Source organism: Flexivirga sp., assembly GCF_051955415.1.
GTDB lineage: Bacteria > Actinomycetota > Actinomycetes > Actinomycetales > Dermatophilaceae > Flexivirga.
The window spans coordinates 15,750-38,237 of record NZ_JBQCGS010000045.1; the positions used below are offsets into that span (position 1 = coordinate 15,750).

20 protein-coding genes and 1 pseudogene are annotated in these 22,488 nt (G+C 70.4%); 5 read left to right on the forward strand and 16 right to left on the reverse strand.

Translation table 11 applies throughout. The features are described from left to right. Nucleotides 1–49: 49 nt before the first annotated feature. The 3 genes from ACTHL4_RS07585 to ACTHL4_RS07595 all read right to left on the reverse strand — a co-directional run bounded on the left by ACTHL4_RS07585 (nucleotide 50) and on the right by ACTHL4_RS07595 (nucleotide 4,396). A complete protein-coding gene (locus ACTHL4_RS07585; protein ID WP_440282140.1) occupies nucleotides 50–1,669 on the reverse strand; it encodes a succinic semialdehyde dehydrogenase in 1,620 nt (539 codons plus the stop codon). A 104-nt stretch (nucleotides 1,670–1,773) separates the two neighbouring features. Then, nucleotides 1,774–2,895 carry a GuaB3 family IMP dehydrogenase-related protein gene (locus ACTHL4_RS07590; RefSeq protein WP_440282141.1) on the reverse strand — a complete coding sequence of 374 codons (1,122 nt, stop codon included), beginning with the start codon at nucleotides 2,893–2,895 and terminating at the stop codon, nucleotides 1,774–1,776. Nucleotides 2,896–3,001: 106 nt separating this feature from the next. Then, nucleotides 3,002–4,396: an MFS transporter gene (locus tag ACTHL4_RS07595; protein WP_440282142.1), complete on the reverse strand. Its 1,395-nt coding sequence runs from the start codon at nucleotides 4,394–4,396 to the stop codon at nucleotides 3,002–3,004. Nucleotides 4,397–4,501: 105 nt separating this feature from the next. On the opposite strand from ACTHL4_RS07595, the gene ACTHL4_RS07600 reads away from it, so the two are divergent. Continuing rightward, nucleotides 4,502–6,031, forward strand: coding sequence for a fatty acyl-CoA synthetase (locus tag ACTHL4_RS07600; RefSeq protein ID WP_440282143.1), 1,530 nt, complete (start codon nucleotides 4,502–4,504; stop codon nucleotides 6,029–6,031). A gap of 59 nt (nucleotides 6,032–6,090) precedes the next feature. Here the strand turns inward: ACTHL4_RS07600 and guaB are convergent, their stop codons facing one another. Then, nucleotides 6,091–7,650: an IMP dehydrogenase gene (gene guaB, locus ACTHL4_RS07605; protein ID WP_440282144.1), complete on the reverse strand. Its 1,560-nt coding sequence runs from the start codon at nucleotides 7,648–7,650 to the stop codon at nucleotides 6,091–6,093. 103 nt (nucleotides 7,651–7,753) lie between these two features. Here guaB and ACTHL4_RS07610 point away from each other — a divergent pair, with 103 nt between their 5' ends. Further along, nucleotides 7,754–7,900 (forward strand): hypothetical protein, encoded by a 147-nt coding sequence (locus ACTHL4_RS07610; RefSeq protein ID WP_440282145.1) that lies wholly within the window; start codon nucleotides 7,754–7,756, stop codon nucleotides 7,898–7,900. A 9-nt stretch (nucleotides 7,901–7,909) separates the two neighbouring features. Next, nucleotides 7,910–8,425, forward strand: coding sequence for a hypothetical protein (locus ACTHL4_RS07615; protein WP_440282146.1), 516 nt, complete (start codon nucleotides 7,910–7,912; stop codon nucleotides 8,423–8,425). A 151-nt stretch (nucleotides 8,426–8,576) separates the two neighbouring features. Here the strand turns inward: ACTHL4_RS07615 and shbA are convergent, their stop codons facing one another. The 6 genes and pseudogenes from shbA to ACTHL4_RS07645 form a co-directional block, all read right to left on the reverse strand. Further along, the gene (gene shbA / locus ACTHL4_RS07620) at nucleotides 8,577–9,155 is read right to left on the reverse strand and encodes an RNA polymerase sigma factor ShbA (protein ID WP_440282159.1); all 579 of its coding nucleotides are present in this window, start codon (nucleotides 9,153–9,155) and stop codon (nucleotides 8,577–8,579) included. A 306-nt stretch (nucleotides 9,156–9,461) separates the two neighbouring features. Then, on the reverse strand, nucleotides 9,462–11,069 hold the full coding sequence (gene groL, locus ACTHL4_RS07625; protein WP_440282147.1) for a chaperonin GroEL: 1,608 nt from the start codon (nucleotides 11,067–11,069) through the stop codon (nucleotides 9,462–9,464). Nucleotides 11,070–11,162: 93 nt separating this feature from the next. Next, nucleotides 11,163–11,459: a co-chaperone GroES gene (gene groES, locus ACTHL4_RS07630; RefSeq protein ID WP_440282148.1), complete on the reverse strand. Its 297-nt coding sequence runs from the start codon at nucleotides 11,457–11,459 to the stop codon at nucleotides 11,163–11,165. A 248-nt stretch (nucleotides 11,460–11,707) separates the two neighbouring features. Beyond that, nucleotides 11,708–12,690, reverse strand: a pseudogene (locus ACTHL4_RS07635) (ribose-phosphate diphosphokinase). A 41-nt stretch (nucleotides 12,691–12,731) separates the two neighbouring features. Then, complete coding sequence (locus ACTHL4_RS07640) at nucleotides 12,732–13,421, reverse strand: potassium channel family protein (RefSeq protein ID WP_440282149.1); 690 nt, start codon at nucleotides 13,419–13,421, stop codon at nucleotides 12,732–12,734. Then, nucleotides 13,411–14,739 (reverse strand): TrkH family potassium uptake protein, encoded by a 1,329-nt coding sequence (locus tag ACTHL4_RS07645; protein ID WP_440282150.1) that lies wholly within the window; start codon nucleotides 14,737–14,739, stop codon nucleotides 13,411–13,413. Before ACTHL4_RS07645 ends, ACTHL4_RS07640 begins: the two co-directional genes overlap by 11 nt. A gap of 61 nt (nucleotides 14,740–14,800) precedes the next feature. Between ACTHL4_RS07645 and ACTHL4_RS07650 the strand changes: the two genes are divergently transcribed. Together ACTHL4_RS07650 and ACTHL4_RS07655 are read left to right on the forward strand one after the other, a co-directional pair. Continuing rightward, entirely contained in the window at nucleotides 14,801–16,027 is a 1,227-nt protein-coding gene (locus ACTHL4_RS07650; protein ID WP_440282151.1) for a THUMP-like domain-containing protein, read from the forward strand. A 14-nt stretch (nucleotides 16,028–16,041) separates the two neighbouring features. Continuing rightward, nucleotides 16,042–17,343: a glycoside hydrolase family 3 N-terminal domain-containing protein gene (locus ACTHL4_RS07655; RefSeq protein ID WP_440282152.1), complete on the forward strand. Its 1,302-nt coding sequence runs from the start codon at nucleotides 16,042–16,044 to the stop codon at nucleotides 17,341–17,343. Between the two features lie 12 nt (nucleotides 17,344–17,355). Here the strand turns inward: ACTHL4_RS07655 and tsaD are convergent, their stop codons facing one another. From tsaD to alr, 6 genes are read right to left on the reverse strand one after another with little or no spacing between them, the layout of a single operon-like run. Then, entirely contained in the window at nucleotides 17,356–18,402 is a 1,047-nt protein-coding gene (gene tsaD, locus ACTHL4_RS07660) for a tRNA (adenosine(37)-N6)-threonylcarbamoyltransferase complex transferase subunit TsaD (protein WP_440282153.1), read from the reverse strand. After that, nucleotides 18,399–18,860: a ribosomal protein S18-alanine N-acetyltransferase gene (rimI, locus tag ACTHL4_RS07665; RefSeq protein ID WP_440282154.1), complete on the reverse strand. Its 462-nt coding sequence runs from the start codon at nucleotides 18,858–18,860 to the stop codon at nucleotides 18,399–18,401. The genes tsaD and rimI overlap by 4 nt, the downstream gene beginning before the upstream one ends. Before the next feature lie 13 nt (nucleotides 18,861–18,873). Beyond that, the gene (gene tsaB / locus ACTHL4_RS07670) at nucleotides 18,874–19,551 is read right to left on the reverse strand and encodes a tRNA (adenosine(37)-N6)-threonylcarbamoyltransferase complex dimerization subunit type 1 TsaB (RefSeq protein WP_440282155.1); all 678 of its coding nucleotides are present in this window, start codon (nucleotides 19,549–19,551) and stop codon (nucleotides 18,874–18,876) included. A gap of 27 nt (nucleotides 19,552–19,578) precedes the next feature. Next, entirely contained in the window at nucleotides 19,579–20,043 is a 465-nt protein-coding gene (gene tsaE, locus ACTHL4_RS07675) for a tRNA (adenosine(37)-N6)-threonylcarbamoyltransferase complex ATPase subunit type 1 TsaE (protein WP_440282156.1), read from the reverse strand. Next, on the reverse strand, nucleotides 20,040–21,155 hold the full coding sequence (locus ACTHL4_RS07680; protein WP_440282157.1) for an alpha/beta fold hydrolase: 1,116 nt from the start codon (nucleotides 21,153–21,155) through the stop codon (nucleotides 20,040–20,042). The genes tsaE and ACTHL4_RS07680 overlap by 4 nt, the downstream gene beginning before the upstream one ends. Nucleotides 21,156–21,189: 34 nt before the next feature. Beyond that, nucleotides 21,190–22,347 carry an alanine racemase gene (alr, locus tag ACTHL4_RS07685; RefSeq protein ID WP_440282158.1) on the reverse strand — a complete coding sequence of 386 codons (1,158 nt, stop codon included), beginning with the start codon at nucleotides 22,345–22,347 and terminating at the stop codon, nucleotides 21,190–21,192. Nucleotides 22,348–22,488: the final 141 nt, after the last annotated feature.

Genomic DNA, 22,488 nt, shown 5'->3' on the forward strand with positions numbered 1-22,488 from the left:
CCTGCGCGCCTCCCTCGTTCCTCGCTCGTGTGCTCGGCTCGGTCGGCGCTCATGACAGTCGGATCCCCTTCATCAGGCGCATGCCGGTCGCCATCGAGCGTGCCCAAGCCTTCTCCGGGACGCCCGGCGGGACCTTGAACGGTGTGCCGCGCTGAACGGAGACGTTCTGCGACTCGGTGTATTTCAGGATGCCTTCGGCGCCGTGCCGGCGGCCGAGGCCCGACTCCCGCATGCCGCCCATGGGTGAACCGTTGCTGCCCCAGGCCGCGATGTAGCCCTCGTTGACATTGACCGTGCCGCAGCGGATCCGCTCGGCGATCCGCCGGCCGCGGCGGGTGTCCTTGGACCAGACGGACCCGTTGAGGCCGTAGTCGGTGTCGTTGGCCATCGCGATCGCCTCCTCGTCGCTGCCGACGCGGTAGACCGACACCACCGGACCGAACGTCTCGGCGCGGCGGCAGTCCATCGCCTCGGTCACACCCTCCAGCACCGTCGGCTCGTAGAACCAGGGGCCGAGCTCCGGGCGCGCGTGACCGCCGGCAAGCACCGTCGCCCCCTTGGCGCGGGCGTCCTCGACGTGCTGGCTGACCCGCTCCAGCTGCTGCGCGGAGATCAGCGACCCCATGTCGATGCCCCACTCGAGTCCGGCGCCGAGGGTCATCGTGCGCACCCGGGCGACGAAGTGTTTCAGGAAGTCGTCGGCGATCCACTCGTGCAGGATGAGTCGCTCGATCGAAATGCACAACTGCCCGGCGGAGGAGAAGCAGGAACGCACCGCGCTCTCGGCGGCGCGGCGCAGATCGGCGTCGTCCGCGACATACATGGCGTTCTTGCCGCCGAGTTCGAGCGAGGCGCCGACCAGCCTGGCCGCGGCACGTTGGGCGACCGTGCGCCCGGTGCTGGTGGAGCCGGTGTACATGACGTAGTCGGCCCGGTCGAGGACGGCTTCGCCGACGGTCTGGCCCGGTCCGAGCACGACGTGCAGCAGGTCCTTGGGCAGACCGGCCTGGTCCAGCAGTTCGACGGCACGCAGTGCGGTCAGCGAGGCCTTCTCGTCCGGGCGCAGCACCACCGCGTTGCCGGCGACGAGCGCGGGCAACGCGTCGGTGATGGACATCGACAGCGGGTAGTTCCAGGGACCGACGACGCCGATCACGCCACGCGGATGGTGCAGCTCGCTCGACTGCGTCAGCAGCGGTATGGCGCCCAGGTGCTTGCGCGGCCGCAGGTAGTCCGGTGCCTTGCGGGCGTAGTGCCGGCAGATGCCCGCTACGTCGAGGATCTCCTCGAAGGCGTGCCGGCGCGCCTTGCCCGACTCCAGCTGGATCAGGTCCAGCAACTCGTCCCGGTGGCGCAGCACCAGGTCGTGGTAGCGCAACAGCACTCGGGCGCGGTCGGCGACGGAGCGTGCGGCCCACCGCGGTTGGGCCTCACGCGCTGCGGCATACGCCTGCTCGACGTCGGCGACGGTGGACACCGGCAGGGTCGCGATGACGCCGCCAGTGAACGGGGTGAGGCAGTCGAAGCGCGCCGCGTTCGTGCCGGCACGGACCCGGCGGGCCAGGCGTGCCGGCCGCGTCGGGTCGACAGTGTGCGGAGCGGGACTGGGCGGGTTCGCTGCTGCCGGCCTTACGATCGCGCGTGATTCCTGGGCGAGCTGATCCGTCATTACCCAACGGTAACCTGAGCAGCAGCGTGTCAGCCCGGATCGCGAACAAGAAGGTGTCGGGCCGGCGAGCGTCGGTGCCCGACCGGCTTGCGAGGAGTCGGAGCCTACGAGCGCTGGTACGGGGCCACGAGGGTCTCGACGCGCTGGAACTCCTTGAGCTCGGAGTAACCGGTGGTGGCCATCGCCCGGCGCAGCGCGCCGACCAGGTTGGTGGTGCCGTCGGCACTCTGCGCGGGCCCGAGCAGGATCTGCTCGAGGGTGCCAGCCGTGCCGACCTCCACGCGTTCGCCGCGGGGCAGCGCCTCGTGGTGCGCCTCGCTCCCCCAGTGGAATCCGCCGCCGGGTGCGTCGCTGGATCGGGCGAGCGACGCACCGAGCATCACGGCGTCCGCGCCGCACGCGAAGGCCTTGATGATGTCACCGGACAGGCCCATGCCGCCGTCGGCGATGACGTGCACGTAGCGGCCGCCGGTCTCGTCCATGTAGTCGCGCCGGGCGGCGGCGACGTCGGCGACCGCGGTGGCCATCGGCACGTGGATGCCGAGCGCCCGACGTGTCGTGTGTGCCGCTCCCCCGCCGAAGCCGACGAGCACACCGGCCGCTCCGGTCCGCATCAGGTGCAGTGCCGCGGTGTAGGTGGCGACGCCGCCGACGATGACCGGGACGTCGAGCTCGTAGATGAAGCGTTTGAGGTTCAGCGGCTCGGCACGTCCGCTGACGTGCTCGGCCGACACCGTGGTGCCGCGGATGACGAACAGGTCGACTCCGGCGTCGACCACGGTCTTCCAATGTTCCTGGGTCCGTTGCGGCGACAGGGCGCCGGCCGTGGTGACACCCGCTTCGCGAATCTCGTTCAGGCGCAACGTGATCAGATCGGGGCGGATCGGCGCGCGATAGATCTCCTGCATCCGGGAGATGGCCTGCGCCGGGTCGAGCTGGGCGATCTCGCGCAGCAGCGGCTCCGGGCTCTCGTAACGCGTCCACAGCCCTTCGAGGTCGAGGACCGGCAGGCCGCCGAGCTTGCCGAGCTCGATCGCCGATGCCGGGCTCATCACCGAGTCCATCGGTGCCGCGACGACCGGCAACTCGAAGTGATAGGCGTCAATCTGCCACCCGACTGACACGTCCTGCGGGTCGCGCGTGCGCCGCGACGGCACGATCGCGATGTCGTCGAAGGAGTATGCGCGGCGGCCCCGCTTGCCTCGGCCGATCTCGATCTCAGTCACGGCAGCAGGCTACCGGCCGGCGTTCCCTGCGGGACGTCCGGCCGGACGGCCATCGTGCGCACGCCGACTGACGCAGCAAGCGCCGAGTGACGCATTTGCAACAGCGTCACACGGCGGCAACAGCGTCAGTCGGTGATCGGTTGCTCGCACGGTCGGCCGGCGGTGGTGCCAACCGACGCGACATCACGATGCCGAGAGCGGCGGCCACGGCCGCGAGCGCCAGGCCGCCGGCGAAGGCCGCGATGTGCGAGTGCGGGGTCAGCCCGCCGAAGACGACCGCCGAGACTGCCAGCACCACGGACGTCGTCAGCATCTCCGCGGTCTGCAGCGACGACGCGTTACGGCCCTGCTCGGCCGACGGCGACATGCTCATCAGCAGGACCGTCAGCGGCGAATACGCCAGCCCGATGCCTCCGCCGCCGACGAGCCAAGCGGCATACAGGATCCAGGAAGGTGTGCCCGGCCACGCGGCGGACACCGCACCGGCGATGCCGGTCGTGAGCAGTAGCAGGCCGATTCGCGCCAGTCGCCGCTGCTGCCCGTGTGCGGTACGGCGGCCGGCGAACCAGGCAGCGCAGCTCCACGACACCGCCCCCACCGTCAGCACCAGGCCTGCCGCGGTCGCATCCATGCCGTGCTGGCGGGTGAGCATCAGCGGCAGGAAGACCTCGGCACCGACGAACGCGGAGCCGAGCATGGCACGCGTCGCGACCACCGACGGTATGCCGGGGCGGCCGCGCAAGGTGCCGTGCGGCACGAGCCGGGGCACGGCGACCGCCAGGAGGACGAGACCGACGACGACCAGGGCAGCGGTGACGGCGGCCGGCCGATCCGCCGCAAGCGACAGGGCGACCGCCCCCATGGCCGCACCGGTGGCGACGACGAAGCGCCGGCGCACCGACGCGGACACCTCCGGGGCACGTCGGATCGCCGGCTGCCGGTTCATTGCCGGAAGCAACAGCGTCATGCCGGGTATGGCGAACGCAGCGCCGACGAAGAAGACCCACCGCCACGACACACTGGTCGCCAGGAATCCGGCCAGTGGCGGGCCGAAGAGCGACGGCGCGACCCAGGCGGCGGAGGTGGCCATGAAGACGCGCGGTCGCAACTCGTCCGGGAACGCCATGGCGATCAGCACGTAGAGCGCGACCGCGTCGAACCCGCCGCCGACGCTCTGCACCGTTCGGCCGAGGACGAGCATCGTCATCGACTGCGCGGACCCGGCCACCAGCAGACCTGCGACGAAGAGGGCGACCCCGGTCAGGATCACCAGCCGTGGTCCGCTCGAGTCCGCCCACGGGCCGGCGACGACCATGGCCAGCACCGCCGCCGCGAGCGGCACCGCGAACGCCACCGGGTAGATCGCCAGACCGTCCAGCTGCCGCGCGGCGGTCGGCATAGCGGTCGCCACCGCGATCTGCTCGAACGCGACCAGCAACTCCAACAGCACGACACCGGCCAGCGTCATCCGGCGGATGGGCGTCCACGGATCGTCGGTCACAGGGGAACGCTAGAACCTCAACCGGCCTTGAGGGCAACTTCGCCCGGCCGCCTTCGACTTCCCGAAACGCCGCCGCCATGGTGTCTTCTGTGCTGAAGTGGGCCGATGAACGACTTCGCGAGCGCGCAGAGCAACACCGTCGACGACATCGTCCGCAGGTCCGCGAGCCGTTTCGGCGATCGGACCGCGCTGTGTTTCGAGGACCGCACCTGGTCGTATGCCGAACTCGACCGCGCCGTCGACGCCGTCGCGGCTCACTTGCGGTCGCTCGGGCTCGAGCCCGGTGCGCGCGTCGCGGCATACGGCAAGAACTCCGACGTGTATGTCGTGGGCTTCCTCGCCTGCTCCCGCGCCGGACTGGTCCACGTGCCGATCAACTACAACCTGGTCGCACGCGAACTCGACTATCTGCTCGAGCAGACCGGCAGTTCGGCCGTCATGGTCGATCCGAGCCTGCGCGAGCGGCTCGCGGACATCGAGCACGCACCGGCCATCGTGCTGCCACTGCGCGGGGACGACTCGTTGCTGCAGATCTCCATGTCCGGAGCCTCGGATCCGAAGACGCCGCAGGTGTTTTCAGGGTCCAGCGACGACACCGTCGTGCAACTGCTCTACACCTCGGGCACGACGTCCGCCCCGAAGGGCGCGGTGATGACGCACCGGGCACTGGTCAGCGAATACGTCAGTTGCGTGCACGCTCTCGACTTCGCCGCGGACGACGAGACGCTCCACGTCATGCCGCTCTACCACTCGGCGCAGATGCACGTCTTCGTGCTGCCCGGTCTCATGGTCGGCAGCAGCAGTACCATCCTCGAGGTCCCGGCGCCGGACGACATCCTCCGGCGACTGTCTGCCGACGGCCACCGCGCATTCTTCGCCGCGCCGACCCTGTGGGTGGCGCTGGCCAACCATCCGGACTTTGCGCGACTCGGCCTCGGTGAGTTGCGCCGCGCCTACTACGGCGCGTCGATCATGCCGGGGCCGATCCTGCGCCGGCTGCAGGAGCGTTCACCCGGCCTCGGCTTCTACAACTGCTTCGGGCAGTCCGAGATCGGTCCATTGGCAACGGTTCTCGGCCCCGACGAGCACGCCGAGCGGCCGGACAGCGCCGGCCGGCCGGTGCTCTTCGTGCAGGCGCGGGTCGTGGACGGCGACGGCAACGACGTGCCGACGGGGGAACTCGGCGAGATCGTCTACCGGTCACCGCAGCTGTGCAACGGCTACTGGGACAAGCCGGAGGCGTCGACGGCTGCATTCGACGGCGGCTGGTTCCACTCCGGCGACCTGGTCCGCCGGGACGCAGACGGATACGTCTTCGTCGTCGACCGCATCAAGGACGTCATCAACACCGGCGGCGTCATGGTGGCGTCCCGGGAGATCGAGGACATCCTCTACACCCATTCGGCAGTGGCCGAGGTCGCGGTGGTCGGCGTGCCGGACGAGAAGTGGATCGAGATGGTGACGGCATACGTCGTCGCCAAGGGAGACGTCACCGCCGAGGAACTGCTGGCGCACGCGCGCAGCGGGCTCGCGCCGTTCAAGGTGCCCAAGCGGATCGAGTTCGTCGACGACCTGCCGCGCAACGCCTCGGGCAAGATCCTCAAGCGGGAGCTGCGCGACACCGCCGCCGGCTGACCGCCCGGCCTGTCCGCCGAGAGGCTCCCCGTAGCGGCGCAGCAGGAGCGGGCGACGGGTCAGCGGGAGTAGTTGGGGGCCTCGACGATGCCCTGGACGTCGTGCGGGTGGGACTCCTTGAGGCCGGCCGTCGTGATGCGCACGAACCGGCCGCGCTCCTGGAGCTCCGGCACGGTGTTGGCGCCGACGTAGAACATCGACTGGTGCAGCCCGCCGACCAGCTGGTGGATCACGTTGCCGAGCGGTCCGCGGTAGGGCACGCGGCCCTCGATGCCCTCGGGCACGATCTCGTCGTCGCTGGCCACGTCGGCCTGGAAGTAGCGGTCCTTGGAGAAGGACTTCTTGCCGCGGGAGGCCATCGCGCCCAGCGAGCCCATCCCCCGGTAGGTCTTGAACTGCTTGCCCGCGACCAGCATCAGGTCGCCCGGGGATTCCTCGCAGCCGGCGAGCAGCGAGCCCAGCATCACCGAATCAGCGCCGGCCACAAGGGCTTTGGCGATGTCACCGGAGAACTGCAGACCACCGTCTCCGACGAGTGGGACGCCGGCCGGCTTGCAGGCCAGGGAGGCCTCGTGGATGGCGGTCACCTGTGGGACGCCCACGCCGGCGACGACGCGCGTGGTGCAGATCGAGCCAGGGCCGACGCCGACCTTGACGCCGTCGACGCCCGCCTCGACGAGCGCCGCAGCACCCTCGCGCGTGGCGACGTTGCCGCCGAGGATCTGCACGTGCCTGGTCGCCGGGTCCGACTTCAGCTTGCGGATCATGTCCAGCATCAGGCGCGCGTGACCGTTGGCCACATCGGGCACCAGCACGTCCACGCCCGCCTCCACCAGAGTGGTCGCGCGCTCCCACGCATCGCCGAAGTAACCGATCGCCGCCGCGACCAGCAGTCGCCCGTCGGCGTCGTAGGAGGCGTAGGGGAACTGCTCGGACTTCACGAAGTCCTTGACGGTGATGAGGCCGGCCAGCTTGCCGTCGTCGTCGACCAGCGGCAGCCGCTCGCGCTTGTGCTGTCGCAGCAGCGCCGTGGCGTCCTCCCGACTGATGCCGACCGGGCCGGTGACCAGCGGCGCGGAGGTCATCACCTCCGAGACCTTGGTGGTCGCCCACTCCGCCACCGGGGTGAACCGCAGGTCGCGGGTGGTGATGATGCCGATCAGTCGGTTGTCGAGGTCGACCACGGGCAGACCGGACACGCGGTAGCGACCGCAGGTCTCGTCCAGCTCCTCCAGCGTTGCGTCGGGGCCGATGGTGACCGGGTTGGAAATGATGCCGGTCTGGGTGCGCTTGACCAGGTCGACCTGCTCGGCCTGATCGGCGATGGACAGGTTGCGGTGCAGCACACCGATGCCGCCCTGCCGGGCCATCGCGATCGCCATCCGGGCCTCGGTGACGGTGTCCATCGCGGCTGACACCAGGGGCACGCGCAGGCTGATCTCGCGGGTGAGCCTGCTGGTCGTGTCGACTTCGCTGGGGATGACGTCGGTCTCGCCGGGCAGCAGCAGCACGTCGTCGTAGGTCAGCCCGAGCTGACCGAACTTGGCCGGGACCTCAGAGGAAGCATGAGTCGAAGGATCGGATGATGGAACGGGTGCGGGCGACTCCTCGAATGCCATTTTCAAAGTGTAGAAGGCCGCCCGCGCAGCCGACACAGAAGGTCAGCGACCACCGCCGCCGGCGGCACTGGACGACCCGCTGCTCGGAGACGTCGCGCGCGGCGTGCCCGACGTCGTGCCGGGCGAGGTGGTGGAGGACAACGTCGGCGGGGTGCTCGAGGCGCTCGGCGGCCGAGTGCTCGTCGACGGAGTGCTCGAGGAGGTGGACGAGGTGCCCGACGGCGGACTCGGCGGCGCGGGTGGCGGGTAGGTCGGCTGCGTGCTCGTGCTGGAAGTGGACGAGGGCCGAGTCGGGGTGGCGCTCGACGAAGCGCTGGACGAACCCGACGACGTCGACGAACTCGAGGAGCCGGAGGGGCTCGACACGCTCGAGGACGAGCCGGACGTGGTCGACGACGGCGAGCCGGCGGAGGTGCTGATCGGCCACTTCGGGGTCGCGCTGCGGCCCGGGGGGTGCGCCGGCGGCATGATCGCGCCGGGCAGCACCCGCTCGCTGACGGTGACCGAGGGGACGGCGCTTCTGGTGGCGGAGGCGCTGCCGGGGGGTGGTGCAGCCGTGGACACGGCGGTGGGCAGGGCCTCGTCGGTGCTGGTGGGCCCGGCGGCGCCCGAACCGAAGTCGGCGCTGCGGTGCACGAAACCCATCTGCGCCACGACCCGCGAGATGGCCGGCACTCCGCCCACGGCGGCCGCCACACCGGAGATGGACAGGGCCGCGACGGTGACGGCCGCGACGACGCCGACCCGTGCCGGGCCTCGCCGGGAGCGGGCATAACGCCCGGCGGCCGCCGGGCGGTCGGGTGCGTCGATGTCGGACACCCACTGGCTGAGCGCGTCGCCGGCGGCGTCCCGCCGGCGCGGCGGTTTGCGTCCGCCGAGCGCGTCCAGCAATTCGTCGTCGCGGCGTATGTCGTCGATGCTCGGAGTCACAGCTGGTCCTGCTCGTCCTCGAGGAATCGCCGTAGCCGGCCGAGGGCGCGGTGCTGCGCCACGCGTATGGCGCCGGCGGACATGCCCAGCGCGTCGGCGGTCTCCTCGGCGGACAGGCCCACCGCGACCCGCAGGGTGAGGATCTCGCGGTGCTGCGGCGACAGCCGGTCCAGCAGCGCCCACACACGCGTGGACTGCTCGCCGGTGAGGGCACACTCCTCCGGGCCCGGCGCCTGGTCCACCGTCTCCGGGATCTCGTCGGTCGGCGTGGGACGTCGGATGGTGCCCCGTTGCACGTCGGCGACCTTGTTGGCCGCGATGCGGTAGACGAAGGCCTCGAACGGAGCACCGCGGTCGGCGTAGCGGGGCAGGGCGGTGAGCACGGCCACGCACACCTCCTGCGCCGCATCGGCCGCGGCATCGGCGGCAGCCGAGAAGCGCCCCAGCTTGCCCCGCGCGTAACGCACGGCCAGCTGGTGCACGGCTGCCATCAGCTCATTGGTGGCGGCCGCATCTCCCTCTCGCGCAGCCGCTGCCAGGTCGCGCAACGGAGTGTGCGCGTCCGACGGTGACATCGGCACGGGCCGGGAAAATGTTACGGGGGCAGCGTGGAAGGCTCCGGCCGGAATCTCCTGGCCGGCAGTGGATCGTGGAGTCCCCGAGCTCACGTCGTCCCAACGTCCGGTTGCCGAACGCCCCGCGACCGCGGGGCTCCTCTCAGGGTAGGTCGTCCCGACCGCTCCCGCCCACCCCACCGGGAATTCGGCAGCTTCTGCGATGAAGTCGCAGCACAACGCGAGCGGTGCCCGGGCGAAGCGCTTGCTTCGTCCGGGCACCGTCGTGTCGCACTCCCCGGTCGGCGACCGGGACGTGGATCGAGGTCAGTGACCGTGGCCGTGGCCGGCCTCGGGCTCCTCGTCCTCCTTCTTGTCCACGACGAGGGTGTCGGTGGTCAGGACCATCGACGCGATCGACGCGGCGTTGCGTAGTGCGGAGCGGGTGACCTTCACCGGGTCGATGACGCCCTGCTTGATCAGGTCGCCGTACTCGCCGGTGGCGGCGTTGAGGCCGCTGCCCACCGGCTGCTCCTGCACGCGGGCCACGGCGACGTAGCCCTCCAGGCCGGCGTTCTCGGCGATCCAGCGCAGCGGCTCGACGGTGGCCTTGGCGATGAGCGCGGCACCGGTGGCCTCGTCACCTTCCAGGTCCAGCTTCTGCACGACGCTCGAGGCGTGCACCAGGGCCGAGCCACCGCCGGCGACGATGCCCTCCTCGATGGCCGCGCGGGTCGCCGAGATGGCGTCCTCGATGCGGTGCTTCTTCTCCTTGAGCTCCACCTCGGTGTGGGCGCCGACCTGGATGACGCAGACACCGCCGGCCAGCTTGGCCAGGCGCTCCTGCAGCTTCTCGCGGTCCCAGTCGGAGTCGGTGCGCTCGATCTCCGCCTTGAGCTCCTTGACGCGGCCACCGACGGCCTCGGCGTCGCCCTGACCGTCGACGATCGTGGCGGTGTCCTTGGTGACGACGACCCGACGGGCCTGACCCAGCATGTCCAGGTCGACCTGGTCTAGCTTGAGGCCGACCTCCTCGGCAATGACCTGACCACCGGTGAGGATGGCGATGTCCTGCAGCATGGCCTTGCGGCGGTCGCCGAAGCCCGGCGCCTTCACCGCGACGACGTTGAAGGTGCCGCGGATCTTGTTGACCACCAGGGTGGACAGTGCCTCGCCGTCGATGTCCTCGGCGATGATCAGCAGCGGCTTGCCGGCCTGGACGACCTTCTCCAGCAGCGGCAGGACGTCGGCGATCGCCGAGATCTTGCCCTGGTTGATCAGCACGTAGGCGTCCTCGAGGACGGCCTCCATGCGCTCGGTGTCGGTGACGAAGTAGGGAGAGATGTAGCCCTTGTCGAACTGCATGCCCTCGGTGAATTCCAGCGCGGTCTCGGCGGTGGAGGACTCCTCGACGGTGATGACACCGTCCTTGCCGACCTTGTCGAAGGCCTCGGCGATCAGGCCGCCGATCGTCTGGTCCTGCGCGGACAGAGCGGCGACCTGGGAGATCTCTTCCTTGCCCTCCAGCTCGCGAGCGTCGGCGAGCAGCTGCTCGCTGATCGCGTCGACGGCCTTGTCGATGCCGCGCTTGAGCGCGGCCGGGCCGGCGCCCGCGGCGACGTTGCGCAGGCCCTCGCGGACCATGGCCTGGGCCAGCACGGTCGCGGTGGTGGTGCCGTCACCGGCGATGTCGTTGGTCTTGGTGGCGACTTCCTTCGCCAGCTGCGCGCCGAGGTTCTCGTAGGAGTCCTCCAGCTCGACCTCACGGGCGATGGTCACGCCATCGTTGGTGATGGTCGGGGCGCCCCACTTCTTGTCGATGACGACGTTGCGGCCCTTGGGACCGAGCGTCACCTTGACGGCGTTGGCGAGGGCGTCGACGCCCCGCTCGAGCGCCTTGCGCGCGGAGTCGTTGAACTCCAGTTCCTTTGCCATGGTTGGCCTTTCGTCTATCGGGGAGCGTATGACGATGCCCTAGCCCTACCTGATGGCGGGCTAGGGCGCGTCATACGCACAATGCGTGGGGTCTTACTTCTGGACGACTGCGAGGACGTCGCGGGCCGAGAGGATGAGCAGCTCCTCACCGGAGTACTTCACCTCGGTGCCGCCGTACTTGGAGTAGATGACGCGGTCGCCGACAGCGACGTCCAGCGGAACGCGCTGACCGTTGTCGTCGATGCGGCCGGGACCGATGGCCAGGACCTCGCCCTCCTGGGGCTTCTCCTTGGCGGTGTCCGGGATGACCAGGCCGGAGGCGGTGGTCTGCTCGGCCTCGACGGACTTGACGACGATGCGGTCCTCGAGCGGCTTGATGTTCACCGACACGGTGTGACCTTCCTGTTCAGGGGCCCGACAAACGGGCCGTGGTTGCGTGCCCTGGATCCAGTGCTCGTCACGTCGTGGGCGCCGTCGCGGGGGTCGACCACGAAATGCGGTTGGCACTGTCCCAGGTAGAGTGCCAGCACTGAATCTATGCGTTCGTTAGCACTCATGCAACTCGAGTGCCAAATGTCGTCACGACGGCTTCACCACGCCTTCACGACGGCTTCACGATGAGCCCGCGCGACGTCGGCTCAGCCGAACGGCAGCGTCGCGGCGGGCGGCGCGTGCGATGGATCGACACCGTCGAACAGGCTGCTGACCGACTCACCGGCATGGATCCGGGCGATCGCCTCGGCGAACAACTCCGCGACCGAACGCACTTGCAGTTGCGGCCAGTTCGCCGGTGTCGGCACCGTGTCGGTGGTGACGACCTGACGGATCAGCGGATGCCCGGACAGCCGCTCCACCGCCGGGCCGACGAAGAGCCCGTGGGTGCAGGCGATGTCCGCGGAGGTACAGCCGCGCTCCCCCAGCCGGTCCAGCAGCTCCACGACGGACCCGCCCGTCGAGATCTCGTCGTCGAGCACGATGGCTCGCTTGCCGTCGACGTCGCCGACGATGGTGTCGATGACGACCTGTCGTCCGAGATGCGCTTCTTGGACCCGGCCGCCACCGGCAGGCCGAGCAGCCGGGCGAACTGCTGCGCCGTCTTGGCGTTGCCGAAGTCCGGCGACACGATCACCGCGTCGCTCAGGTCGTCACCGGCGCGGAAGTGTTGCGCCAGCTCCCCGATCGCGGTCAGGTGGTCGACCGGCGTGGAAAAGAAGCCGTGCACCTGCGGTGCGTGCAACGCCATGGTGATCACCCGGTGCACCCCGGCCGCGGCGAGCAGGTCGGCCACCAGCCGGCCGCCCAGCGAGATCCGCGAGGCGTCCTTCTTGTCCGAGCGGGCGTAGGCGAAATAGGGAATGACGGCGGTGATGCGCTCGGCCGACGCGCCGCGCGCGGCGTCGATCATCAGCAGCAGCTCCATCAGGTGGTCCTGCGTCGGCGGCACCAACGGCTGGACCAGGTAGACGTCGCGTTGGCGGCAGTTGGCGAGCAACTGGGCCTGCAGGCAGTCGTTGCTGAAGCGCTTCAGCTCGACATACGACCGCGGCACCCCGAGGTGGGTGCAGATGCTGTCGGCGAGGGCGGGGTGGGCTGATCCGGAGAAGACGACGATCTCGCGCACGGGCGGCCTTCCATGGGACGGATGCGGTTCGCAGTTCGACTCTACTGACCAGATGCCCGCCCGGAGAACTGCTGGAGCCGCTCGGTCGAACCGGTGATCACCAGCTGATCGCCCTTGCCGATGACCGTCTCCGGCCGGGCGTCCGCGAACGCCTCGCCGGGATGCTTCACGGCCACGACCGTGACGCCGTACTTGCCGCGCAGGTTGAGCTCGGCGAGCGTCTTGTCCGCGAACTTGGCCGAGCACGCCATCCGACCGATGCCGAAGCCGCTCTCCAGCTCGAAGTAGTCGGTCAGCGAGCCGACCAGCAGCCGCCCGATGCGGGCGCCCATCTCGCGCTCGGGCAGCACGACATGGTGGGCGCCGATCCGTTGCAGGATGCGCGCGTGCTGCTTGGTCATCGCCTTGGCCCAGATGCTCGGCACGCCGAGGTCGGCAAGGTTGGCGGTGGTCAGGATGCTGGCCTCCAGGTTGGAACCGATGGCCACGACGGCTCGCTCGAAGTCCCCGGCGCCGATCTGCCGCAGTGCCTCGATGTCGGTGGTGTCGGCCTGGACGACGTGGGTGAACTCGTCGGACCAGCGCTGCACCAGCTCCAGGGAGTGGTCGACCGCCTCGACGTCCCAGTCCTGTTCGGTGAGGGTCGCCGCGACCGCGGTGCCGAACCTGCCGAGGCCGATGACCAGCACGCTGTGCTCGTCCAGCGCGGCGTGACGCCGTTTAGCCGACAATGGGGAACTCCTCCGGTAGTTGGTAGCGCCGCTTGCTGCGGCGCATGGCCAGTGCCGTGCCGACAGTCATCGTGCCGACTCGGCCGATGAACATCAACGCGATCAGCACGAAGTGCGCCGCCTCCGGCAGCAGGCCGGTGAGGCCGGTGGACAGCCCGGTGGTGGAAAACGCCGAGATCGTCTCGAACAGCACCAGCTGCATCGGTTGCTTGCTGAGCGTCAGGATGACGATCATTCCGACCATGACGGTGCCGACACCGAGCAGCGCCACCGTGAGCGCCTGCCGCTGCACCGCCGTCGGTATGGCGCGGCGGCCCACCCGGGCCTGCGGCTCGCCGCGGACCTCGGAGATGATCACGGCGCCGAGCAGGAAGAAGGTCGACACCTTGATGCCGCCGGAGGTGCCGGCGCTGCCGCCGCCGATGAACATCAGCACATAGTTGATCGCCATCGTCTCCGGGCGCACCTGGGTGTAATCGACCGTGTTGAAGCCGGCCGTGCGGGGGAAGACGGCACCGCCGATGGAGTTCCACAAAGTATCGGTGAAGCCCAGCGGACCCAGGGTCGCCGGATTGTGCGACTCGAAGGCCAGGAACGCCGCCAGGCCGACGAGGAAGAGGATCACCGAGCCGTAGACCGTCAACCGCGTGTGCATCGACCACTGCTTGGGCCGGCGCCGGCGCATCAGCTCGAACCACACCGGGTAGCCGAGTCCGCCGATGAAGACGCCGCCGCACAGCATCGCCAGCACCCACGGGTCGCCCGCGAACTTCGCCGCACCCTGCGTGTACAGCGTGAAACCGGCGTTGTTCACGGCAGACACGGCGTGGAAGACGCCCTCCCACGCTGCCCGGCCGGTGCTCTCGCCATACGAGAACCGCAGCCGCAGCGTCAGCAGCACCGCCAACAGCGCCTCGAGCAACAGATAGAACCGCACGATGACCCGGATCATCGACCGTGCATGGGCCGGCGAGTCGGTGTGCGAGTCCGCCTGGGCGGCAAGCGTGCCCTCGATGCCCATCCGCCCGTGCAGCAACTGCAGCAACCGTGCGGACAGGGTGACGATCCCGAGGCCGCCGGCCTGGACCAGCAGCAGGATCACCACGTGACCCACGGGATTCCAATAGGTGGCCACGTCGACCGGCGACATACCGGTGATGCAGGTGGCGCTGGCCGCGGTGAACAGCGCCGTGCCGAACGCGGCCTTCCCCTCCCCCGACGTGGTGAACGGCAACGCCAGCAGCAGGGTGCCGATCGTCACCGTGATCGCGTAGAAGACGACAACCGTCCGCGCCGGACCGAATCGAAGCCGCTTCATGCGGGACACTTAACCGCATGAGAGGTGTGCACGGTGCCCCGACCGCGCGGAGTGATGCCCGGTGACGCCCGCCCTGCTGGCCCGGTTGGTCAGTGGCGAGGGCGCGGCTCTGCTGGCGTCCCTGCCGCCGTATGACGAGGCGGCCGCGTTCACGCTGGCCGACCGGCTGCGGGCCGAGGGTTTCGATGCCGACCTGGTCGCTGCGGCGCTGACCCAGTCCCGGCTGCGGGCGCGCGGCGAGCGCAAGTTCGGCACTGCGGCGCACGGCATGCTCTTCACCGTCGACGGGCTGGAGCAGGCGACCCGCCGTCAGATCGCCCAGCTGCACGCGCGACGGTTCAGCGCGTCGGGCACCCGCCAGGTCTTCGACCTGGGTTGCGGAGTCGGCGCGGACGCTCGCGCCTTCGCCGTCGCCGGCCTGCGGGTCACCGCGGTCGACGCGGACGAGGTCACTGCGGGGGTCGCGGAATTCAACCTGCGTTCGTGGGCGCACGCGAAGGTGCGCCACGGCCTGGCCGAGCACGTCTCCGTCCCCACGGCGCAGGCCGCCCGGACCATCGGTGTCTGGCTGGACCCGGCGCGCCGTACACCGGGGGTGAGCGACCTGCAGGGGCGGACGCGACGGACCTTCAGGCTCGATCAGCTGGCCCCCTCCTGGGACCTGGTGCGCGAGCTGGGCGCGGCCACCGCCGCGGCGGGCGTCAAACTCTCGCCCTCCTTCCCGCACGCGGCGATCCCGCTGGGTACCCAGGCGCAGTGGACGTCCTACGACGGCGAAGTCCTGGAGTGTGTGCTGTGGTGGAACGACGCCGCGTGGGACACGGGTCGGTCGGCGGTCGTGGTCAGTGACCAGTTCGCGCACGAGGTGCTCGAGCGCGACGCGACCGGCGCCAACCCCGAGCCGGCGCGGCTGGACCGGTTGCACGGTTTCCTCTACGAGGCCGACCGGGCGGTCATCCGCGCCGGTCTGAGCGGGGCCCTGGTCCGCCGGGTCGACGGCGCCGAACTCGACACCGGCATCGGCATCGTCACTTCACCGCGCGACGTGGTCGTGCCGTGGGCGAAGAAGTATGCCGTGAGCGACGCCATTCCGTTCAACCTCAAGGCACTTCGCTCCTGGATCCGCGACCACCGGATCGGCCGGCTCACCATCAAGAAGAAGGGCGCCTCGGTGGATCCGGTGCAGCTGCGGCGGCAGCTGCGGTTGAAGGGTGACAACGAGGCGACCATCCTGGTCACCCGGGTCGGCGGGGCCCAGGCCGTGCTGATGCTGGCGCCCGTTCGGTGAGTTACGGTCGTCCGGTGCCAGCTCCCCGACACGTCGCCCGCGCCATCAGCGCCGGTGCCGTCGCAGCACTGGTCATCACGGGATGCTCGTCCGGGTCGGGCGGGCAGGCGTCCGGCAGCGCCACCCGGTCCACGCCCGCCGTAGCTTCCACGTCAGCGCGTGGCAGCGCAGCGACGTCCAGCACCGGACCATCGGCCACACCGACGAGGTCCGCGACGAAGTCCGCCACCGCCCCGGGCGTGACCTCGGTCGCACCGTCGCCGTCCCGCAGCTGCGTCCAGCGCACCTACACCGCACTGTCGCCTGCGCAGCGGGTGGGGCAGTTGCTGATGGTCGGGCTGGACGGCGGCTCCCCGGCCGCTGCGGACGACGGGCTGATCGCGGCACACCATGTCGGCAACATCATTTATCTCGGCGGCTGGTCCGGCGGTGTGTCGCGGGTGCGCGCCACATCGGAGCATCTGCAGTCCCAAGCCGGTCCGGCGGCCACGGGCGGGGTGCCGTTGTTGATCGCCGCCGACCAGGAAGGCGGCGCGGTGCAGCAGTTGCGCGGCACCGGGTTCACTCCGCTGGTCTCGGCATTGCAACAGGGCCGCATGAGTCCGCAGCAGCGCACGGCATACGGCGCACTGATCGGCCGGCAGCTCAAGGCGGCCGGCGTCAACCTCAACCTTGCCCCGGTGGCCGACACCGTGCCGGCCGCGAAGGGCGCCTCCAACGCACCCATCGGGAAGTTCGACCGCGAATACGGACACGACCCGGCGACCGTCGCCGCATCGGTCGGCAACGTCGTCCACGGCTTGCAGCGCAGCGGTGTCGGCGCAACCGTCAAGCACTTCCCGGGACTCGGTCGCATCACCGGCAACACCGACGTCACGACCGACGGCACGACCGACACCCGCACCACGTCGACCGACAGTTACCTCAGACCGTTCGCTGCCGGCATCGAGGCAGGTGCGGGCGCGGTGATGATGTCCTCGGCCCGCTACGCCAGGATCGACCCGGCCCACCGCGCCACCTTCTCCCGCAAGATCGTCACCGAGCTGCTCCGGCAGCAACTCGGCTGGCACGGAGTCGTCATCACCGACGACATGAACGCCGTTGCCGTGCGGGCGATCCCGGTCGGGCAGCGCGCCGTGCGATTCGTCGCCGCGGGCGGCGACATCGTCCTGACCGGCAACGCCGCGGACACCGGACCGATGCTGCAGGCGCTCACTGCCCGTGCGTCGTCGGACACCACGTTCGCCGGTCAGGTCGAGCAGTCGGTCAAACGGGTGCTCGCCCTCAAGCAGCGCCTCGGCCTGTTGTCCTGTTGACGCGCGCTGGCATTACGACGCCTTGGTCCGGCTCACCGGCATCGACGAATCAGCCGGCAGATCCAGCGAACTCGGCACCAGCCCACGCTGCACCATCTGTGATCCGAGGGCCGCGACCATCGCGCCGTTGTCCGTGCACAGCCGCACGCGAGGCACCCGCAGGCTGATCCCTGCCGCGTCGCAACGCTCCTGCGCCATCGCCCGCAGTCGGCTGTTGGCGGTGACACCGCCGCCGATCTGCAGGTCGTGTACGCCGTACTCCCGGCAGGCGTCGATCGCCTTGCGCGTCAGGACGTCGGCGACGGCCTCGTTGAAGCTCGCGGCGACGTCCGCGACGGGGACCGGCTCGCCCGACGCCTCGCGTTCCTGCACCCAACGGACCACCGCGGTCTTCAGGCCGGAGAAGGAGTAGTCGAAGCGGTGGCGCTCCATGTCCTTGCGGGACGTCAGCCCCCGCGGGAAGCGGATCGCGCTCGGGTCTCCGTCGGCGGCTGCGCGCTCGATGTGCGGACCCCCGGGGTAGGGCAGCCCCAGCACGCGGGCGACCTTGTCGAACGCCTCACCGGCCGCGTCGTCGATCGTGCCGCCGAGCTCCACCACGTCCGAGGCGATGTCGCGCACCAGCAACAGATTCGTGTGGCCGCCCGAGACCAGCAGCGCCATGGTGGGTTCGGGCAGCGGGCCGTGGTCGAGGACGTCCGCGCACACGTGCGCGGCCAGGTGGTTGACGCCGTACAGCGGCTTGTCGAGCGCCCACGCGAGCGCCTTCGCGGACGCGACACCGACCATCAGTGCCCCGGCGAGGCCGGGCCCGGAGGTCACCGCGATCGCGTCCACGTCGCGCAGCTGCTGACCGGACTCCTCGCAGGCCCGCCGGATGGTGGGCAGCAGGGCTTCCAGATGCGCCCGGCTGGCAACCTCGGGCACCACGCCGCCGAATCGCGCGTGCTGGTCGACGCTGCTGGCCACGGCGTCCGCGAGCAGCGTGTTGCCGCGCACGAACGCCACGCCCGTCTCGTCGCAGGAACTCTCGACACCGAGAATCAGTGGTTCGTTCATGAGCGGTCCCCCACGAGATGTGCGCGCATGATGTGCGCGTCGACGTTGTCCGGGCGGTAGTAGCCGCGCCGGGTCCGGATGTGTTCGAAACCGCTGCGCAGATAGAGGTTCCGGGCGGCTTCGTTGTCCGCTCGCACCTCGAGCAGCAGTGCCTCGGCACCGCTCTCCCGCGCCTGGGTGCGCAGCCGGTCCAGCAGAGTGCGGCCGAGGCCATGACCTTGCCGGCCGGGGGCGACGGCGATCGTCATGACGTCGGCCGTCGGTCCGGCGCAGTCGATGCCGCCGTAGCCGACGATCGTGTCGCCGTCGGTCGCCACGGTGTAGCGGCGTCGTGGCCGCCCGGCAAGCTCGGACCACCAGGACGGCGCCGACCACGCGTCGTGCTCGAAGAGCTGCTCCTCCAGCGGGGTGAGTTGCTCGATGTCCGGCCACTGCATGTCCCGCAGCCGCACCGTCATCGCGACTGCGCCGTCATCGCGGCAGCACCGACTTCTGCGCGGTCGCCGGCGTGGCATCCGGCTGCCGCAGGTAGAGCGGCTGCACGGGGAGCAGGTCGCGGCCGGCCGCCAGCTGCTGCACGGCGTATGACGCCACGCTGCCCGCCGGCACGTCCGACGGCGGCAGCGCCGCCGCGAACGCGTCGGGGTAGAGCATGGGTCCGCGTCCGGCGGCCGGCAGCGACCGGATCTGTGCGGGCAGCTCGGCGGGGCGGCCCACCTGCGGCATACCCGAGACCCGCTCCACGAGCCCATCGGCGGCCCGGTAACGCGCCCAGTAGATCTCCTTGCGGCGCGCATCGGTGGCGACGACGAACTCGGCCGGGGCGTCGGGGCCGGTCACGACGGCGTGGGCGAGCGCGTCGAGGCTGCAGACGCCGTGCACCGGCAGGTCGAGCGCGAGCCCGAGCGTCACGGCCGTCGCCAGACCGACACGCAACCCGGTGAACGGCCCCGGACCGACACCGACCGCGACCGCGGTGAGATCCGCCGGGGCGCGCCCGGCCGCGGCCACGACCGCGGAGATCATCGGGGTGAGGGTCTCGGCGTGACGCCGGGAGTCGACCACGGAGTCCTCGGCCACGACGTGCTTCCCGTCGTGCAGGGCGACGGTCACGGCCGAGGAGGCAGTGTCGAGAGCGAGCAACAGCACCGCACAAGGGTACGGCGGGCCGCCCGCTCAGTCCGCAGAGAGGTGCTCGGCCAGCGCCTCGAATCGCGCGCCGGTGGGCAGCACCGTGACCACCCGAGCCGCACCGTCCGACTCCAGCAGCAGCTCCAGGTGCTCCTCGGCCAGTTCCTCGGCCAGACCGGCACCCCACTCGACGACCGTGACCGAGTCGGCGACGTCGGCATCCAGATCGAGGTCGTCCAGCTCGTCCGAGCCACCCAGCCGGTAGGCGTCCACGTGCACCAGCGAGGGGCCGCCGACGAGGGACGGGTGGATCCGTGAGATCACGAAGGTCGGCGAGGTGATCGGGCCGCGCACGCCGAGACCGGCGGCGATGCCCTGTGTCAGCGTGGTCTTGCCGGCGCCCAGCCCACCGGTCAGCACCAGCAGATCTCCTGCGCGCAGCAGTGCGCCGAGCCGCGCGCCCCACCGCTGCGTGGCGTCGGCGTCCTGCAGTCGGATCCGGACGGTCATCGACTCTCCTTCGCTCCGAGCGGACGGTCGCTCCGGGTGGCGGACACCGAACGCTCGGCGCGTTCGAGGAAAGCCAGCAGTTCGGTGTCGAGCAGGTCGGGCGCCTCCAGGGGCAGCACGTGACCGGCCCCGTGGACGGCCACGAGTTCGGCACCCGGCAGCGTGGTCGCGAGTCGTTCACCGTGCGCGATGGGGGTCATCCGGTCCCGGGTGCCGTGCACGATCAGTGTCTCGACGCCTTCGAAGGCCGCGAGCGCCTCGATGCGGTCGTGCTCCATCAGCGTCGGCAGGAACGCGCCGATGACGTGCAGGCGCGTGCCGAAGATCATCTCGGCAACCTCCCGCACGACGTCCTTGGGCACCGGGCCGCCGAACGAATACCGGTGCACCAGAGCGGATTCGACGTTCCGGCCGAGCAACCGCGCCGCATTGAACACGTCCTGTCGTCTGTCGACCCGGGCGACCGCGGCGGGCCCCAGCCGGTGGACGACACCGCCCAGCTGCTTTCCCAGCCCGAAGTTCACCTCCGACAGGCCGCCGGCGCTGGTGCCGACCAGGGCGACCCCGACGACCCGGTCGCGGATCAGCTGCGGATGCTGCTCGGCCAGCGCCATCAGCGCCATACCGCCCATCGAGTGGCCGACCAGGACGAGGTGGCCCTCGGGCGTGGTCTGCTCGATCACGGTCGCCAGGTCGCGACCGAGCTGGGCGATCGTGTATGTCGTGTCGTCACCCTCGCCGGATCTGCCGTGGCCACGCAGATCCGGGCAGACGACCCGGTAGCCCGCCTCATGGATGACCCGGCGCTGTTGTGCCCAGATGGCGTGACTGTGCGCGTAGCCGTGAACGAGCAGCACCGTGGTGGCGAGATCCTTAGCGGATCCCGTTGCGGGGTCCGCCGGTTCGTCGATCTCGACATACAGCGGCACACCGTCGTCGGCGACGACGACGGTGCCGCGCTGCTCGAGTTCGGGGTCGTCCAGCACTCCTGCCGGGTCGGGCCGGGCACGTCGGGCCCGGACCACCCGATCGGTCGCCAGGCCCGCAGCAGTGGCCACTCCGGCGGCGGCCACCCCGATGCCCAGACCGATCAGTCCGCGACGGCCGCTCATCGGCACGCCCCGGTGATCTTGCCGGCGGTGACCCTCATTGTTCGCCGAGGTAGACGCGCGGCAGCCGGGAACTCATCCGGGCGACGATCTCGTAGCTGATCGTGTCGGTGGCCTCGGCCCAGTCCTGGGCCGTGGGTCCGCCGTCCGCCCCGTTGCCGAAGAGCACCACTTCGTCACCCGCCTGGACCGGTAGGTCGCCGACGTCCACGACGAACTGGTCCATGCACACCCGTCCGGCGACGGTGAACCGCTCACCGCGCACCTGCACCGGCCCCTTGGACGAGGCGGCACGGGGCACGCCGTCGGCGTACCCGCACGGTACGTCGATCAGCGTGGTCTCCCGCGGCGTGACATAGGTGTGACCGTAGCTGACGCCTTGACCCGCGGGAACTCGTTTTGCGACAGTGACATTCGCGGTCATCGTCATGGCCGGGATCAGGTCGAAACGGGACGGGCCGCCGATGTCGGGCACCGGTGAGAGTCCGTAGACCGCCAGACCGGGGCGCACCATGTCCCACGCGGCGCTCGGGGTGGTCAGTGTCGCCGCCGAGTTGGACATGTGCCGAACCTCGAGGGCGAAGCCGGCCCGCTCGCAATCGGCGACGGCGTCGGCGAAACGGACCTGCTGCGCTTGCACGGTCGGGTGGTGCGGTACGTCGGCGCACGCGAAATGCGTGAACACTCCGGTCACCGTGATGGTTCCGTCGGCGACGTGCCGCTGGGCCGCCTCGACCAGCCGCGGCCAGTCGGGGCCGAAGGCGCCGTTGCGGGCGAGCCCGGTGTCCACCTTGAGCTGTACACGGGCGGTCCTGCCGACCTGTCGGGCGGCGGCGGCGACTGCGTCTACCTCCCAGACCGCCGGCACGCCGATGTCGATGCCAGCGGTGACCGCCGGCGCGAAATCGATGCCGGGTGCGTGCAACCAGCTGAGCACTGGGGCGGTCACACCCGCGTGGCGCAGGGCGAGCGCCTCGTGCAGCTGTGCGACGCCGAGCCAGTGCGCTCCGCCACGCAGTGCCGCGCGCGCGCTGGGGAGGAGGCCGTGGCCGTACGCGTCGCCCTTGACGACGGCCATCACCATCGCGTCACCGGCGTGGCGCTGCAGCACCCCGATGTTGTGGGCGATCGCGTCGAGGTCCACCGCCACGCGAGCGGGAGCGGCACCGAGCAGATGTGGAATGTGGGCGTTCACAGGGGCAAGTGTGGCACTTGGTGTTCGCCCGCACCGGGGGTGCTCGATCCGACCGGCCGCAGCGGGGGAGAAGCCGGGGTCCCCGCGAAGTATTCGGAGGAGCGCAGCGGGGGAGAAACTTCGTGGGGTGGCTCAGCCGGG

Coding starts and splice junctions, on each gene's coding strand:
- ACTHL4_RS07680 (WP_440282157.1), bottom strand. CDS start 21,155: ATGAGCGGCCGTCGCGGACTGATCGGTCTGGGCATCGGGGTGGCCGCC.
- rimI (WP_440282154.1), bottom strand. CDS start 18,860: ATGACGGTGCGGCTGCGGGACATGCAGTGGCCGGACATCGAGCAACTC.
- groL (WP_440282147.1), bottom strand. CDS start 11,069: ATGGCAAAGGAACTGGAGTTCAACGACTCCGCGCGCAAGGCGCTCGAG.
- ACTHL4_RS07585 (WP_440282140.1), bottom strand. CDS start 1,669: ATGACGGATCAGCTCGCCCAGGAATCACGCGCGATCGTAAGGCCGGCA.
- ACTHL4_RS07600 (WP_440282143.1), top strand. CDS start 4,502: ATGAACGACTTCGCGAGCGCGCAGAGCAACACCGTCGACGACATCGTC.
- guaB (WP_440282144.1), bottom strand. CDS start 7,650: ATGGCATTCGAGGAGTCGCCCGCACCCGTTCCATCATCCGATCCTTCG.
- shbA (WP_440282159.1), bottom strand. CDS start 9,155: ATGTCACCGTCGGACGCGCACACTCCGTTGCGCGACCTGGCAGCGGCT.
- ACTHL4_RS07645 (WP_440282150.1), bottom strand. CDS start 14,739: ATGAAGCGGCTTCGATTCGGTCCGGCGCGGACGGTTGTCGTCTTCTAC.
- tsaE (WP_440282156.1), bottom strand. CDS start 20,043: ATGACCGTCCGGATCCGACTGCAGGACGCCGACGCCACGCAGCGGTGG.
- tsaD (WP_440282153.1), bottom strand. CDS start 18,402: ATGAACGAACCACTGATTCTCGGTGTCGAGAGTTCCTGCGACGAGACG.